Origin of the sequence: Enterobacter sp. CM29 (assembly GCF_013179605.1) — a bacterium.
GTDB lineage: Bacteria > Pseudomonadota > Gammaproteobacteria > Enterobacterales > Enterobacteriaceae > Enterobacter > Enterobacter intestinihominis.
Genome location: NZ_JABMCU010000114.1, coordinates 1 through 14,333, shown reverse-complemented (window position 1 = coordinate 14,333; position 14,333 = coordinate 1). Strand labels below are relative to the sequence as shown.

Below are 14,333 nucleotides of genomic sequence, written 5' to 3'. Positions count from 1 at the left end.
GCGTCGGGTTCAGCCCCTTAGGACACACACTGACGCAGTTCATGATGCTATGGCAGCGGAATACGCTGAAAGCGTCACTTAACCCTTCCAGACGATTCTCGGTTTCGGTATCGCGGCTGTCGATCAGGAAGCGATAGGCAGCCAGCAGACCCGCAGGGCCGATAAATTTATCCGGGTTCCACCAGAATGACGGGCATGACGTTGAACAGCATGCACAGAGAATACACTCGTACAACCCATCGAGTTTTTCACGCTGCTCAGGCGACTGTAAGTGCTCGCGAGCGGGTGGATTTTGCCCATTATTCAATAAGTAAGGCTTAATCTTCTCATATTGTGCATAGAATTGCCCCATGTCCACCACCAAATCACGCACGACCGGCAGGCCAGGCAGAGGACGGATGACAATTTTCTGGCCTGCACGCTGTAGCGCTGAAATTGGCGTGATACAGGCCAGACCGTTTTTGCCGTTCATGTTTACACCGTCAGAGCCACATACCCCTTCACGGCAGGAGCGGCGGAACGACAGCGTAGGATCTTTTTCTTTCAGCTGGATTAAAGCATCCAGCAGCATCATGTCACGACCTTCTTCCGCTTCGAGGGTGTAATCCTGCATACGCGGAGCATCGTCTACATCCGGGTTATAACGATAAACTGAGAATTCGAGTTTCATTATCCTGTCTCCGCATTAGTAAGTACGAATCTTCGGCGGGAACGCCGGACGCAGTTTCGGTTCCATGTTAACGCTACGACGCGTCATGGTTTCCGACTCTGGCAGATACAGGGAATGGCACAGCCAGTTTTCGTCATCACGATCCGGGAAGTCGAAGCGGCTATGGGCGCCACGGCTTTCGGTACGGAAGTTTGCCGACATCGCGGTCGCGAACGCGGTTTCCATCAGGTTATCCAGCTCCAGGCACTCAACGCGCTGGGTGTTGAACTCGCTCGAGGTATCGTCCAGACGGGCATTCTTCAGACGCTCGCGGATCGCTTTCAGCTGCTCCAGCCCTTTGGCCATCGCGTCACCTTCACGGAATACCGAGAAGTTGTGCTGCATACACTCTTGCAGCGCTTTACGGATTTCCACCGGATCTTCGCCGTTACGGTTGCCGTTCCAGCGGTTGAGGCGCTCAAGAGAGGCATCAATTTCGTCGTCGGTCGCATCACGCAACGCGCCCTGCTCGGCAATAGATTCCTGGAGATGCAGCCCCACCGCACGGCCAAATACCACCAGGTCCAGCAGGGAGTTGCCGCCCAGACGGTTTGCGCCGTGCACGGATACGCAGGCAATTTCGCCTACCGCGAACAGACCAGGGATGACCACGTCTTCACCCTGCTCGTTCACGGTCAGCGCCTGACCGGTCACTTTGGTCGGAATACCGCCCATCATGTAGTGACAGGTTGGGATAACCGGAATCGGCTCTTTTACCGGGTCGACGTGGGCGAAGGTGCGGGACAGTTCCAGAATGCCCGGCAGACGGGATTCCAGCACTTCTTTACCCAGATGGTCGAGTTTCAGCTTCGCGTGCGGGCCCCAAGGGCCGTCGCAGCCGCGGCCTTCACGGATTTCGATCATGATGGAACGCGCCACCACGTCACGACCCGCCAGGTCTTTCGCATTCGGGGCATAACGCTCCATAAAGCGCTCGCCATGTTTGTTCAGCAGATAGCCACCTTCACCACGGCAGCCTTCTGTCACCAGCACGCCCGCACCGGCGATACCGGTTGGGTGGAACTGCCACATCTCCATGTCCTGCACCGGCACGCCAGCGCGGATAGCCATCCCAACGCCGTCACCGGTGTTGATGTGGGCGTTGGTAGTGGACTGATAGATACGGCCTGCGCCGCCGGTGGCCAGCACGGTTGCGCGCGCTTTGAAATAGACCACTTCACCGGTTTCAATGCACAGTGCGGTACAACCCACCACCGCGCCATCGGCGTTTTTCACCAGATCCAACGCATACCACTCGGAGAAGATGGTGGTGTGGTTTTTCAGGTTTTGCTGATAAAGGGTATGCAGCAAAGCGTGACCGGTACGGTCAGCCGCTGCTGCGGTACGTGCCGCCTGTTCGCCGCCGAAGTTTTTCGACTGGCCGCCAAACGGACGCTGATAGATGGTGCCATTTTCCAGACGGGAGAACGGCAGACCCATGTGGTCCAGCTCCAGAATCGCTTCCGGGCCGGTTTTACACATATATTCGATGGCATCCTGGTCGCCGATGTAGTCGGAACCTTTTACCGTATCGTACATGTGCCATTCCCAGTTATCTTCATGGGAATTACCCAGCGCAACGGTGATACCGCCCTGCGCAGACACAGTGTGGGAACGGGTCGGGAATACTTTAGAGAGCAGCGCACAGGTCTGGCCGCTCTGGGAAATTTGCAGTGCGGCACGCATACCTGCGCCACCCGCACCAATCACAACAGCATCAAATTCTCTGACTGGCAGTTTCATTACACACCCCACACCACAACAAATCCATAAATGACGTAAACCAGCAGAGCAACAACAATAATCAGTTGCAGCGGAAGGCGAATCGCCAGCGGTTTAACGTAATCGGTCAACACCTGCCACATGCCAATCCAGGCATGAATAAGGATGGAGAACAGGGCCAGCAGGGTGAACACTTTGGTGAAGGCCGATCCGAAGAAACCACTCCAGATTTCCCACGTCAGTGTGCCGCTAGTGGCGAAGAAACCGATCATATAGATGATGTAGAGCGTGAGGACGATGGCGGTAGCGCGGACCAGGATGAAGTCATGTACGCCGTTGCGTCCTAATGCGGAGGCGTTGCTTACCATACGAGAACTCCTGCGAGAAGTGAAAGCACGACAGTGATCACAAATGAAATGTTAGCGGTACGTTTACCGGCCTCGAACGTCTCTTCCAGGTAGCCAAAGTCCATCAGCATATGTCGAACGCCGCCAACCACGTGATAGGCCAGCGCGGTCAGAATGCCCCACATGATAAATTTCACGAAGAAGCTGTTCATGATGGCTGAGGCCTGGAGGAATCCTTCAGGAGATGAGAGGCTGGTTCCCAGTAACCACAGCAAGATACCAACCGCCACAAACGTAATCACACCAGAAACACGGTGCAGAATGGACGCTATTGCTGTTACAGGGAATCGGATCGTTTTGAGATCCAGATTGACAGGTCTTTGTTTTTTCACATTTCTTATCATGAATAACGCCCACATGCTGTTCTTATTGTTTCCTTCCTCCGGACTGCGATGCGGGTCAGACAGCGTTCCTTTTCTATAACTGCGCGTCATGCAAAACATTGCTTCCAAATGCTAAAACGACACGTTACAACGCTGGGTGGCTCGGGATTGCAGGGTGTTCCGGAGACCTGGCGGCAGTATAGGCCGTTCACAAAATCATTACAATTAACCTACATACAGTTTGTTGGGTTTTCTCTGGAACAGTGATCGGGGTCACGATAACAACATCTTTTTAATTTTTAATCATCTGATTTGACAAATGTTAAACAATATTGTTACAAACGTCATCAGAAAAGGCATATAATGCGCAAAAGTTATGAGGTCTCTCTTTCACCTGACAAATAGTTATGTAACAGTGTGATGGTATTGACCGAAGTTATCAGGACAGTTATTAGTGATATACAGGTTTGAATAATTCGGACTGCAAAAACGCTGATTTGCTGTTGTTTCACTGATATTTCATTCGTTTACCTGCAAGGCGCCATAGCTCTGTACCCTGGTTTCTCCTCGTGAGCTGAGCGGTAAGCCAAATAACAATCTGGTAACGATGATTAACAGCTGAAAGCAAATCCGGTAAAGCGCAGTCTTAAGCATAAGGCGCTAAGGAGACCGTAAATGGCTGATACAAAGGCAAAACTCACCCTAAATGGTGATGATGCTATTGAACTGGATGTGCTAAAAGGCACGCTCGGTCAGGATGTTATTGATATCCGTACGCTGGGTTCCAAAGGGGTATTCACCTTTGACCCTGGATTCACCTCCACCGCATCTTGCGAATCCAAAATCACCTACATTGACGGTGACGAAGGTATCCTGCTCCATCGCGGCTTCCCCATCGATCAGTTAGCCACCGAATCCAACTATCTGGAAGTGTGCTACATCCTGCTGAACGGCGAAAAACCGACGCAGGCCCAGTACGATGAATTTAAAACCACCGTGACCCGTCACACCATGATCCATGAGCAGATTACCCGTCTGTTCCATGCGTTCCGTCGTGACTCTCATCCGATGGCGGTCATGTGCGGTATTACCGGTGCGCTGGCGGCGTTCTACCACGATTCTCTGGACGTGAATAACCCACGTCACCGTGATATCGCGGCGTTCCGTCTGCTGTCCAAAATGCCTACTATGGCGGCGATGTGTTACAAATACTCTATCGGTCAGCCGTTTGTGTATCCACGCAACGACCTCTCCTACGCAGGTAACTTCCTGCGCATGATGTTCTCCACGCCGTGTGAAGAGTACGAAGTGAACCCGGTGCTGGAACGCGCGATGGACCGTATTCTGATCCTGCACGCTGACCACGAACAGAACGCCTCGACCTCTACCGTCCGTACCGCGGGCTCTTCCGGCGCGAACCCGTTCGCCTGTATCGCTGCGGGTATCGCCTCCCTGTGGGGACCGGCGCACGGCGGCGCGAACGAAGCAGCACTGAAGATGCTGGAAGAGATCAGCTCCGTTGAGCACATTCCTGAGTTCGTGCGCCGCGCGAAAGACAAGAATGACTCCTTCCGTCTGATGGGCTTCGGTCACCGTGTTTACAAAAACTACGACCCGCGGGCGACCGTCATGCGTGAGACCTGCCACGAAGTGCTGAAAGAGCTGGGCACCAAAGATGATCTGCTGGAAGTGGCGATGGAGCTGGAACACATCGCGCTGAACGACCCGTACTTCATCGAGAAGAAACTCTACCCGAACGTCGATTTCTACTCCGGTATCATCCTGAAAGCGATGGGTATTCCGTCTTCCATGTTCACCGTGATCTTCGCCATGGCGCGTACCGTGGGCTGGATTGCGCACTGGAACGAAATGCACAGCGAAGGCATGAAAATCGCCCGTCCTCGTCAGCTGTATACCGGCTACGAGCAGCGTGACTTTAAGTCTGATATTAAGCGCTAAAAAACACGCCCGGCGGCGCTTCGCTTGCCGGGCCTACAAGTGCGAGATGTAGGCCGGGTAAGGCGTAGCCGCCACCCGGCTTTTTTACATCTGGCACCCAGGACACCAGTAAAACGGTCTGGAAGAGATCGTCGCCTTCTCAATCACCCCGCCACACCGCTCACACTTTTTACCCGCCCGATGAAACACCTTGAAGCGAAACAACGCTCCGTGATGCTTGTTCTCATCCACCACGCCACGCGTGTTGTACGACAGCCGTGGAATATCCAGTAACGCGTACGACAGCGCCTCCAGCTGTTCATCGCTTAGCTGCGACGCTTTGTGCTGCGGCGCCAGCCCGACTTCCCAGAGGATCTCCACCCGCAGGTAGTTTCCCAGCCCCGCCAGAAATGCCTGATCGAGCAACAGCCCGGAAAACTGCCGGTTGCGGAATGTGGGCGATAACAGCCGGGCTTTCACATCGCTTGCCGTCAGGCGCATATCCAGCACGTCCGGCCCAACCCGCTGTAAGAACGGGTGCGTGAGCAACTGCTCCGGCGTTAACATTTCGATATCAGAAGCGCTGTAGAGCAGGATCGCCTTATCCGCCGTTTGTAGCCGCACGCGCAGCACGCGGGTCGTTTGCGGCTGCTCGTCCGCCTTTACCACCCGCCAGACGCCGTAAAGCTGATTGTGGCTATATAACGTCAGGTTATGGGAAAAGTGGGTGAGTAACGCTTTGCCGCGCGTTTCAATGTGGGTCACCGTCTGTCCCACCAGCTGCGATTCAAACGGTTTGAGTTGAGGAAAGGCAAACCAGACGTGTGTCAGAGGTTTGCCCTTTATCGCCGCCTCCAGGCTATCCGCCGCGCGGCGGATCTCCGGACCTTCTGGCATGTTATTGTCCTTTCATGATTATTCTGCGCTGACAACAATGCCCTCTTCCGAGAACGCCGCCCGCAGGCGTCGCGCAAACTGGAGCGCATGCTCGCCGTCACCGTGTAAGCATACCGTATCAGCCTGAACGTTTGCCGTTGTACCCTCCGTTGAGGTTACTCGCCCGAAGCGCACCATCTCCAGCGTCTGCGCCAGCGCTTTACCTTCGTCGGTGATCAGCGCACCGGCCTGCGTACGCGGAACCAGGCTACCGTCCGGCAGGTATCCCCGATCGGCAAACACTTCCTGCCGCGTAATCAGCCCCAGCCGTTCGCCGGCACGGATAAGCTCGCTGCCCGCCAGGCCCACCAGCACCAGACGCGGATTGCAGTCCCGTACCGCGCGAGCAATGGCGTCTGCCAGCGCCGGATCTTTCGCCGCCTGGTTATAGAGCATGCCGTGCGGCTTGACGTGACGCAACACGCCCTTCTCAGCGCGCACTATCGCCTCCAGGGCACCGATCTGGTAGAGCATTTGCGCGTAAACCGTCTCAGGCGGCAGATCCATCGCCGTGCGACCAAAGTTTTCCCGGTCCGGAAAGCTGGGGTGAGCGCCTATCGCCACGCCGTTTTTCATGGCATTGCGCACGCTCGCCAGCATGGTCTGCGCATCGCCGGCATGAAACCCACAGGCGATGTTCACCGAGGAGACCAGCGTCATCAGCGCCGCATCGGCGCTGCTGCCCTCCCCCAGATCGGCGTTTAAATCAATCTTTACCATCGAGCCTCCACGCCAGCTGTTCGAGATAACGCTGCTGATCCTGACGGGCTTTCAGCGCCTCCTCCAGCGAACACTGCACAAAATGAATTGGCTGACCGAGAGGAATTTGCGCCAGATGGTAGCGATCCGCTTCAATAATGCAGGCAATACGCGGATATCCTCCCGTGGTTTGCGCATCGTTCATCAGTACGATAGGCTGGCCGTTGCCCGGCACCTGAATCACCCCCGGCAACAGACCATGGGAAAGCAGCTCCCGGTCAGTCGTGCGGGTCAGCGGCTGGCCCTGAAGCCGGTAACCCATGCGGTTACTCTGCGGGCTGATCTTCCATGGCGAGCGCCAGAAAGACTCTTTTGAGGCCTCATCGAACTCATGATATTCCGGCCCCGGCAGGGCGCGGATCAGGTTCCCCCACAAGAGCTGCTTCACGCCCTGCGTGGTGGTGAAATGGCGCGCTGATGGCTTAATCGCCAGGCGATCGCCGTCGCGCAGCAGCCGTCCTTCATGTCCGCCCATTCCCGCTTTCTGGTCGGTGCTGGATGAGCCCAGCACCTCCGGCACGTCGATACCTCCCGCCACCGCAAGATAGCTGCGCACGCCGTGCAGAGGACGCTTGAGCGTCAGACGCTGTCCGGCTTTCGCCCGCAGGCGCCAGCCGGTCCACACCGCTTTGCCGTCCAGCGTCGCGTCACAGCCCGCGCCGGTTAAGGCAAACCAGGTTTCGTGACCAAACTCAATCACGCACTGACCCAGCGTAATTTCTAACGCCGCCGTGCTGCCGGCGTTGCCTACCAGCAGGTTGGCAATCTCCAGCGAGGGACGATCAAGCGCACCGCAGTAGCTCACGCCCGACTGACGCAGCCCAAAACGCCCGGCATCCTGTACCGAGGTGTAAAGCCCTGCGCGAATAAGCGTTAACATATCCCCTCCTTTTGCGGGATAAAGCGCAGGGTATCCCCCGGACGCAGGAGTATGGGCGCGTCCTGGCCTGGTTCAAATAACGGCGTGGACGTGTGCCCGATAAGCTGCCAGCCTCCCGGCGAGGCGAGTGGATAAATTCCCGTTTGCTCGCCACCAATCGCCACGCTGCCCGCCGGTACGCTCAGGCGCGGCTCAGCCCGGCGCGGCGTATGCAACTGGGGCGATAACCCGCCCAGATAGGGGAAACCCGGCTGAAATCCCAAAAACCAGACAACATAGTCGACTGAGCTATGCAGCTCCACAACCTGCTTCTCCGTTAATCCACAGTGTTCGGCCACCACGCCAAGGTCGGGGCCTCCCTTGCCGCCATAGACAACCGGGATCTCAATCGTCCGCGATTCCGGCTCCAGCGCCTCGCTCTCCTCCCACCAGCGTTGCAGGCGCTCAATGGCATCCAGCGCCCCCGTGTGCGGATCACGCAGCACCACGGTGATATTATTCATACCCGGAATAGCTTCAACCACGCCAGGTAGCTCGGGCAGTCGTTGAGCCAGACGCCAGATACGCTTTTGCGTGGCAAGCGTCACCGGAGGCTCAAGTTCCAGAACCACTGCGGTCTCACCCAGAAGATAACAACGCGCTCGCTGCACTTAACTACCTCTCATCAGGCCGGATTAGGGATATCAATAAACGTCACATCCAGATCGGTATTTTCCGTCAGCCACTCGCTGAGGGCGCGGATGCCGCCACGCTCGGTAGCGTGATGGCCTGCCGCGTAAAAATGCAGGCCTTGTTCACGGGCAGAGTGAATGGTCTGCTCGGAAACCTCGCCGGTAATGAAGGCGTCGACACCGAAACGCGCCGCGCTATCAATAAAGCCCTGGCCGCCGCCGGTGCACCATGCCACGCGCTTCACGGTATCCGGCCCGGTGTCGCCGCACCACAGCGGACGACGCCCCAGGCGTGCTTCGATCCACGATGCCAGCTCCAGACCCGGAACCGGCATCGACAGTTCACCCCACGGCACCAGGGGTTCAATTTCGCCCATCACGGTAATCCCCAGCAGCTGCGCAAGCTGAACGTTATTCCCCAGTTCAGGATGCGCATCGAGCGGCAGGTGATAGCCGTACAGGTTGATGTCATTCGCCAGCAGCGTTTTGAGACGGTTGCGCTTCATGCCGCGAATAATCGGTGATTCGTTTTTCCAGAAATAACCGTGATGGACTATCACCGCGTCGGCTTCCTGACGCACAGCCTCATCCAGCAGCGCCTGGCTTGCCGTTACGCCGGTGATGATTTTTTGCACCGTCTCGCGACCCTCCACCTGCAAGCCATTCGGACCGTAGTCGCTAAACGAGGCGGTGTTGAGTTTTTCGTTAATCAGGCGTTCCAGTTCACTGTTTTTCATCATCATTCTCTCAAACTTTTCGGGCGGTTTCGTACGCCGCCAGCGTGGCGACGCGCGCCTGTTTATGGTCAACAATGGGACGGGGATAGTTCAGGGTAACACGCTGTTTATCCGCCCATGCCCAGGGTTCATGAATGGCTTTGGCGGGGACATCCTTAAGTTCAGGCAGCCAGCGACGGATAAACTCGCCGTCGACGTCAAATCGTTGTCCCTGCGTGGTCGGATTAAAGATCCGAAAATAGGGAGCCGCATCCGTGCCGGTGGAGGCCGCCCACTGCCAGCCGCCGTTATTTGCCGCCAGATCGCCATCGATCAGCTGAGAGATAAAATAACGCTCTCCGGTTCGCCAGTCGATAAGCAGATCCTTTACCAGGAAGCTGGCGGTAATCATACGCAGACGGTTATGCATCCACCCGGTTTCATTGAGCTGCCGCATAGCCGCATCAACAATCGGGAAGCCGGTGAGCCCACGCTGCCATGCCTTCAGCAGCTTATCATTCGACTGCCACTGTACCTTATCGGTCCAACGAATGAAGGGGCGATGTTTACATAAATCAGGATGATACGTCATCAGATGGCGATAAAACTCACGCCAGATCAGTTCGTTCAGCCACACTGCGCCCGCCCCCCCGTCTACCGCCTGAGGCTGTTCCGCCAGTAGCCGATGTAAACACTGGCGCGGGGAGAGCGCGCCCAGCGCTAAACAGGCCGACAGGCGGCTGGTGCCTTCAATCGCTGGAAAATCCCGCCGCGCCTCGTAATCCGCCGCCCCCTGCGCGCAGAACTGACGCAACCGGGCGATAGCCGCTTTCTCGCTGGCGGGGAATACCGTTTCATCAAACGACTGCTGGGGATAATTCAGCCTGATGTCCTGCAGATCCGTTATCGTTTCCCCTCTTATGGCCGGGGCGGGAACGCATTCTGGCAGCCCCTCTTTCAGGCGTTTGATAAAAGCATTTTTAAATGGCGTGAAAACTTTATACATTTCGTGACTGCCGGTCATCACGCTGCCCGGTGCGAGCATCACGCTGTCATCAAAGCCTTCACAGACCACGCCCGTAAGGTTTTTCTCCAGCTGACGATCCCGCTGCTGCTCGTTAAATTCATACTGGTAGTTGTAAAAAAGACGCGTTACCGCGTGCTGCTTACAGATTGCCTGCACCATCTCAAGCTGTGCGGCAAAATCATGGGCCTCTTTATAGATCAGCGGAATGCCTTTTTCGGCCAGTGAATGTTGCAGGTCATTCAGATACGCGCTGAGTAATGCCGCTTGCCGGGGCGCCATGTCATGCTGCTGCCACTGTTCAGGCGTGGCGATAAACAGGGCCAGCACATTCGCGTCTTTAGCGCGGCAGGCGGCCGCGAGAGCGAAGTTGTCGTGAATGCGTAAATCCGCGCGAAACCAAACCAGATGGGTGGGCATAAAACTCCAGGCAATTGTCCATTATGTCCGTAAGGGCATGCCGTAAAAGGAAAAAGCATGCATTGAACTACTTTGCCATGAAGTGTAGACGGGATGAAATAAAAAAGGCCGCCCGAGGCGGCCTTAACGCTACTTGTCCTGCGCTATCAGGGTAAAGGCAATAAACACATCCGGTTTATCACTCTTTACAACGAGTGCGCTGGCGACATTGAACGCGATGCATAAATAGCGTTTCACTATGCGGTCCCTGCTGCTAACCGCTCCACCTATCACCACCGGTGATAAATCGGTGGACACAAGCCCGGGTAGGCGGGCTGCTTTACGGCTATGGATACACCTTTCCCAGGACCGATGCCCATTTGCGAGATGGCGGAAAGGGACGTGGCATCATAATTAACACCAACGCCAAAAGTAAGTTATTTCAGTAAAATTAGGAATTTATAAAGGTGAAGCGGATTGCGAACTTTTTAAAGAAGGGTATGATAAAAATCCCGGGTAGGGGCTGCAAGATTACCCAACGGACCGCGAATCCCGAGGGACAAAAAAACCGCCACTTTGCTGTAGGCGGTTTTTTTATAGCTACGATGTCACACCGTATCAGTAGAAATCGCAGGTTGCTTTCTCGGCCTGATCCATCCACACCGGCTTTTCGCTGGTTTTCGCCCAGACGCGGTGCAGATAGCTGTAAAAACGTGCGCGATCTTTCCAGAACAGCATCACCGGCAGGGCCAGCACGCCAGCCACTACGGCGAAAGTGCGACGCATGAACACGATATGAGCCGGATACTCTTTATAAAGATCCATATTTTTCTCCCCTGTAGTTGGCCGGAAACCTTCTCCGGAAAATGTGAAATCTGTGACCTGGTTAAAATAATACCGCTTTGTTTGTAATTTTACTACTCATCCGACCACTTATTTTCATCCATTTCGTGAATATTTACATTCCCGCCTGTAATTAAGTTACAAAAAAGTTAACAGTTTACTTACCAATAGTTAAATTGTGGTCTTTTCCCTTTTTTATACTTTTTTTACACCTGCCCTTCTGATTTTTGCGAAATCTTTGCGCCGTAAATCCTACCGTTAGCACAACAACAAAAGTCACCCGGAGGTGGAGTGTGAGTGCAGGTCTGATTGCCGGCATCGTGCTGGTGTTCCTGTTATTGGGTTATCTGATTTATGCCCTGATTAATGCGGAGGCATTCTGATGGCTGCTCAGGCGTTTTTGCTTATTGCCAGCTTTTTACTGCTGCTGTTTGTGCTCGCCAGGCCGCTGGGAACAGTGCTGGCGCGGCTGATAAACAACGTGCCATTGCCGGGCACGCGAAATATTGAAAACGTGCTCTGGCGCATTTCAGGTATCAGCGACCGGGAAATGAACTGGCGCCAGTACCTGATGGCGATACTGCTTCTGAATATCCTGGGGCTTATTGCCCTCTTTACGCTGCTGATGCTCCAGGGCAGTCTGCCGTTGAACCCGCAGCAGTTACCGGGTTTATCCTGGCATCTGGCGCTGAACACGGCGGTCAGCTTTGTCACCAACACCAACTGGCAGTCTTACGCCGGTGAAACCACGCTCAGCTACTTCAGCCAGATGGCCGGGTTAACCGTGCAAAACTTTCTTTCTGCGGCCAGCGGTATCGCGGTGATCTTCGCCCTGACGCGCGCGTTTGCCCGTCAGAATGTCAGCACCCTCGGCAACGCCTGGGTTGATGTTACGCGCATCACCCTTTGGATCCTGGTGCCTGTTGCGCTGATTATTGCCCTGTTCTTTATTCAGCAAGGCACTCTGCAAAACCTGCTGCCTTATACCCCTTACACCTCGCTTGAAGGGGCCAGGGAACTCCTGCCTATGGGGCCAGTGGCGTCGCAGGAAGCGATCAAGATGCTGGGCACCAACGGCGGCGGCTTCTTCAACGCCAACTCATCACATCCTTTTGAAAACCCAACGGCATTAACCAATTTTGTACAGATGCTGGCGATCTTCCTGATCCCCGCTGCGCTCTGCTTCGCCTTTGGCGATGTGGTTAACGATCGCCGCCAGGGCCGTACGCTGCTGTGGGCGATGTCGTTAATCTTCGTGGTCTGCGTTGCACTGGTAATGTGGGCCGAATGGAGCGGCAACAGCCACTTCATGCAGCTGGGGGCTAACAGCAATATCAACCTGGAAGGCAAAGAGAGCCGCTTCGGCATTCTTGCCAGCAGCCTCTATGCGGTGGTCACCACGGCGGCCTCCTGCGGGGCGGTGAACGCCATGCATGACTCTTTCACCGCGCTCGGCGGCATGATCCCGATGTGGCTGATGCAGATTGGCGAGGTGGTCTTCGGTGGAGTCGGTTCGGGGCTGTACGGCATGCTGTTGTTCGTTCTGCTCGCCGTGTTTATCGCCGGGCTGATGATCGGCCGCACGCCGGAGTATCTCGGCAAAAAAATCGACGTCCGCGAAATGAAATTAACCGCGCTGGCGATCCTGGTCACCCCCGCCCTTGTGCTGCTCGGTACCGCGCTGGCGCTGATGACCGACGCCGGGCGCAGCGGCATCTTTAACCCGGGCATTCACGGCTTTAGCGAAGTGCTTTACGCCGTTTCGTCTGCCGCAAACAACAACGGCAGCGCCTTTGCAGGGTTAAGTGCCAACTCACCGTTCTGGAACTGTCTGCTGGCGTTCTGCATGTTCTTCGGTCGTTTCGGCGTGATTATTCCCGTCATGGCGATCGCCGGAACAGTGGTGAATAAGAAGATCCAGCCGACCACTACCGGTACGTTGCCGACTCACGGCGCGCTGTTCGTCGGCCTGCTGATTGGCACCGTTCTGCTGGTAGGTGCCTTGACCTTTATCCCCGCCCTCGCGTTAGGCCCGGTTGCGGAATATCTCTCTTTACGCTGATTTTGCGGAGAATTTGTCATGAGTCGTAAACAACTGGCCCTGCTCGAACCGACGTTAGTTCGTCAGGCCCTCATGGATGCGGTAAAAAAACTGAGCCCGCGAGTGCAGTGGCACAACCCGGTGATGTTTATTGTCTGGACTGGAAGTTTACTCACCACCGCACTGGCGATTGCCATGGGAACGGGACACCTTTCAGGAAATGCAACCTTTACCGGCGCCATCAGCCTGTGGCTGTGGTTTACCGTGCTGTTCGCCAACTTTGCCGAAGCGCTGGCGGAAGGCCGCAGTAAGGCGCAGGCCAACAGTCTGAAAGGGGTCAAAAAAACCGCCTTTGCGCGCAAATTACGCGAACCTAAATACGGCGCGCAGATGGACCACGTTCCGGCGGATGAACTGCGCAAAGGTGACGTGGTGCTGGTGGAAGCCGGGGACATCATCCCCTGCGACGGGGAGGTAATTGAGGGCGGCGCGTCGGTAGACGAAAGCGCTATTACCGGGGAATCCGCGCCCGTGATCCGTGAGTCGGGCGGAGATTTCGCCTCAGTTACCGGCGGAACGCGCATTCTTTCCGACTGGCTGGTGATCCAGTGCAGCGTTAACCCGGGCGAAACCTTTCTCGACCGGATGATCGCCATGGTGGAAGGCGCACAGCGTCGTAAAACGCCGAACGAGATCGCCCTGACCATTCTGCTGGTGGCGCTCACCATTGTGTTCCTGCTGGCAACGGCGACCCTGTGGCCCTTCTCCGCCTACGGCGGTACAGCGGTCAGCATCACCGTACTGATCGCCCTGCTGGTCTGTCTGATCCCCACCACTATCGGCGGCCTGCTTTCCGCGATTGGCGTGGCGGGGATGAGCCGTATGCTGGGCGCGAACGTCATCGCCACCAGCGGACGCGCCGTTGAAGCGGCGGGTGACGTAGACGTACTGCTGCTGGATAAAAC

At 55.8% G+C, this 14,333-nt stretch carries 15 protein-coding genes; 4 read left to right on the top strand and 11 right to left on the bottom strand.

What is annotated here, in order from left to right:
* The 4 genes from HP459_RS14635 to sdhC all read right to left on the bottom strand — a co-directional run.
* Positions 1-670: succinate dehydrogenase iron-sulfur subunit (locus HP459_RS14635; protein WP_171936393.1), on the bottom strand; the 670-nt coding region annotated here is incomplete at its 3' end.
* Positions 671-685: 15 nt separating this feature from the next.
* Positions 686-2,452, bottom strand: coding sequence for a succinate dehydrogenase flavoprotein subunit (gene sdhA, locus HP459_RS14630; protein WP_003858619.1), 1,767 nt, complete (start codon positions 2,450-2,452; stop codon positions 686-688).
* Positions 2,452-2,799 carry a succinate dehydrogenase membrane anchor subunit gene (sdhD, locus tag HP459_RS14625; protein WP_003858621.1) on the bottom strand — a complete coding sequence of 116 codons (348 nt, stop codon included), beginning with the start codon at positions 2,797-2,799 and terminating at the stop codon, positions 2,452-2,454. The genes sdhA and sdhD overlap by 1 nt, the downstream gene beginning before the upstream one ends.
* Positions 2,793-3,197 carry a succinate dehydrogenase cytochrome b556 subunit gene (gene sdhC / locus HP459_RS14620; protein WP_026080740.1) on the bottom strand — a complete coding sequence of 135 codons (405 nt, stop codon included), beginning with the start codon at positions 3,195-3,197 and terminating at the stop codon, positions 2,793-2,795. The genes sdhD and sdhC overlap by 7 nt, the downstream gene beginning before the upstream one ends.
* Positions 3,198-3,836: 639 nt before the next feature.
* Here sdhC and HP459_RS14615 point away from each other — a divergent pair.
* Entirely contained in the window at positions 3,837-5,120 is a 1,284-nt protein-coding gene (locus HP459_RS14615) for a citrate synthase (protein ID WP_006809584.1), read from the top strand.
* Between the two features lie 84 nt (positions 5,121-5,204).
* Here the strand turns inward: HP459_RS14615 and nei are convergent, their stop codons facing one another.
* The 7 genes from nei to HP459_RS14580 all read right to left on the bottom strand — a co-directional run bounded on the left by nei (position 5,205) and on the right by HP459_RS14580 (position 11,309).
* A complete protein-coding gene (gene nei / locus HP459_RS14610; protein WP_171936392.1) occupies positions 5,205-5,996 on the bottom strand; it encodes an endonuclease VIII in 792 nt (263 codons plus the stop codon).
* 18 nt (positions 5,997-6,014) lie between these two features.
* Positions 6,015-6,755, bottom strand: a complete 741-nt coding sequence (gene pxpA, locus HP459_RS14605) for a 5-oxoprolinase subunit PxpA (RefSeq protein WP_023305703.1) — start codon at positions 6,753-6,755, stop codon at positions 6,015-6,017.
* On the bottom strand, positions 6,742-7,674 hold the full coding sequence (pxpC, locus tag HP459_RS14600; protein WP_046618875.1) for a 5-oxoprolinase subunit PxpC: 933 nt from the start codon (positions 7,672-7,674) through the stop codon (positions 6,742-6,744). Before pxpC ends, pxpA begins: the two co-directional genes overlap by 14 nt.
* The gene (pxpB, locus tag HP459_RS14595; protein ID WP_022647457.1) at positions 7,668-8,324 is read right to left on the bottom strand and encodes a 5-oxoprolinase subunit PxpB; all 657 of its coding nucleotides are present in this window, start codon (positions 8,322-8,324) and stop codon (positions 7,668-7,670) included. Before pxpB ends, pxpC begins: the two co-directional genes overlap by 7 nt.
* 14 nt (positions 8,325-8,338) lie before the next feature.
* Positions 8,339-9,082: a type 2 GTP cyclohydrolase I gene (locus HP459_RS14590; protein WP_003858635.1), complete on the bottom strand. Its 744-nt coding sequence runs from the start codon at positions 9,080-9,082 to the stop codon at positions 8,339-8,341.
* A 10-nt stretch (positions 9,083-9,092) separates the two neighbouring features.
* A complete protein-coding gene (phrB, locus tag HP459_RS14585) occupies positions 9,093-10,505 on the bottom strand; it encodes a deoxyribodipyrimidine photo-lyase (RefSeq protein ID WP_171936391.1) in 1,413 nt (470 codons plus the stop codon).
* Between the two features lie 597 nt (positions 10,506-11,102).
* Positions 11,103-11,309, bottom strand: coding sequence for a YbfA family protein (locus HP459_RS14580; RefSeq protein WP_014069366.1), 207 nt, complete (start codon positions 11,307-11,309; stop codon positions 11,103-11,105).
* Between the two features lie 311 nt (positions 11,310-11,620).
* Between HP459_RS14580 and kdpF the strand changes: the two genes are divergently transcribed.
* The 3 genes from kdpF to kdpB form a co-directional block, all read left to right on the top strand.
* On the top strand, positions 11,621-11,710 hold the full coding sequence (kdpF, locus tag HP459_RS23530; protein WP_003858638.1) for a K(+)-transporting ATPase subunit F: 90 nt from the start codon (positions 11,621-11,623) through the stop codon (positions 11,708-11,710).
* Complete coding sequence (gene kdpA / locus HP459_RS14570; RefSeq protein ID WP_171936390.1) at positions 11,710-13,389, top strand: potassium-transporting ATPase subunit KdpA; 1,680 nt, start codon at positions 11,710-11,712, stop codon at positions 13,387-13,389. Before kdpF ends, kdpA begins: the two co-directional genes overlap by 1 nt.
* Before the next feature lie 18 nt (positions 13,390-13,407).
* The coding region (gene kdpB, locus HP459_RS14565; RefSeq protein ID WP_171936389.1) for a potassium-transporting ATPase subunit KdpB at positions 13,408-14,333 on the top strand (926 nt) is incomplete at its 3' end.